This is a genomic window from Bulleidia sp. HCP3S3_C9 (assembly GCF_052064035.1).
In the GTDB taxonomy this organism is placed as follows: Bacteria; Bacillota_I; Bacilli_A; order Erysipelotrichales; family Erysipelotrichaceae; genus Bulleidia.
In genome coordinates, this window is sequence record NZ_JBQHWJ010000122.1 from 1 (window position 1) to 844 (window position 844).

The 844-nt window shown below is 40.2% G+C and carries 1 protein-coding gene; it reads left to right on the plus strand.

The genetic code is table 11. The features are described from left to right. On the plus strand, positions 1–687 hold a 687-nt coding region (locus ACTND6_RS11060; protein ID WP_441024316.1), incomplete at its 5' end, for a transposase. Between the last annotated feature and the right edge of the window lie 157 nt (positions 688–844).

Below are 844 nucleotides of genomic sequence, written 5' to 3' on the forward strand. Positions count from 1 at the left end.
AACAAGCTCTCCTGGACACGCTATTCCAAGGTCTATATGCAATTCTTAGCCAGCTATCCCACTGCTGCTTCTATTGCCTCTGAAGACATCCGCAATCTCCGTAATGCACTTAAAACTGACGGACGTGGCAGGCAGTGTAAACTCACTGCTGAAGATATCAAAGAAGCTGCCAAATGTTCTGTTGGCGAAGATAACATTGCGGTCGCACTCGAAGTGCAGTCAATCATAGCTATTATCAACACTCGTAAACAACAGATTGAAAACCTGGAAAATAAAATAGAAGAATTCAGCCTGAAACTAAACTCTCCTATCATTTCCATCCCTGGCATTTCTCACATAACAGGAATGACCATCATTGCGGAGATTGGTGATATTCACGATTTTTCAGACGCCGCACATCTGATATCTTATGCCGGCATGGAGCCTCTCGTACATCAGTCTGGGAAGTACGACGCTGCGCATATGCCAATATCCAAGCACGGATCTCGTTACTTGCGCAAAGCATTGTATCAAGCGGTTTTTACCGTCTGCAAATATTGCCCAACCTTCAATGCTTATTATACTAAGAAACGTAATCAAGGTAAAACACATCGTTGTGCACAAGGTCATTGTGTACGTAAGCTGTTACGTGTCATTTACAAGCTTTTGGCGAACAATACTTCATTCGATGAAAATCTAGTCAAATAATTGACAGATATTTACAGAATAATCAATCACATAGTCAAAGCTACAACTGTAGTTGTTTTAATAGTACTTTATTCACAATTTCAAAGATCTGTTTGGGAACCTGCTGGATTTGTTAACATTCCCCAATTTCTTTCATTTATTACTTGACTTCCTTATA